This is a genomic window from Methylobacterium sp. D54C (genome assembly GCF_053345595.1).
This window is the reverse complement of sequence record NZ_JBKFAK010000289.1, coordinates 1-255: the sequence shown is the minus strand read 5'-3', so window position 1 is coordinate 255 and position 255 is coordinate 1. Positions and strand designations below refer to the sequence as shown.

Below are 255 nucleotides of genomic sequence, written 5' to 3'. Positions count from 1 at the left end.
GGTCCAGGAGATCGGCCGACAGCATGGCATTGCGGTCGCGGCCGGCCTTGCCGCATTCGATCCGCAGGATCATGCGGGTCGAGTCGATATCGCCGATCCTGAGCGCGGCGACCTCGGCCACGCGCAGACCCGCGCCGTAGGCGAGCGACAGGGCGGCGAGATGCTTCAGGCAGACCGTGGTATCGAGCAGACGCCCGACCTCGTCGGCGCTCAGCACGTCGGGCAGGGTGCGGGGATGGTTGAGGCGGACCAGCC

1 protein-coding gene is annotated in these 255 nt (G+C 69.8%); it reads right to left on the bottom strand.

The annotated features are described in order from the left end of the window. On the bottom strand, nucleotides 1-255 hold a 255-nt coding region (locus ACLBYB_RS33570), incomplete at both ends, for a tyrosine-type recombinase/integrase (protein ID WP_447701461.1).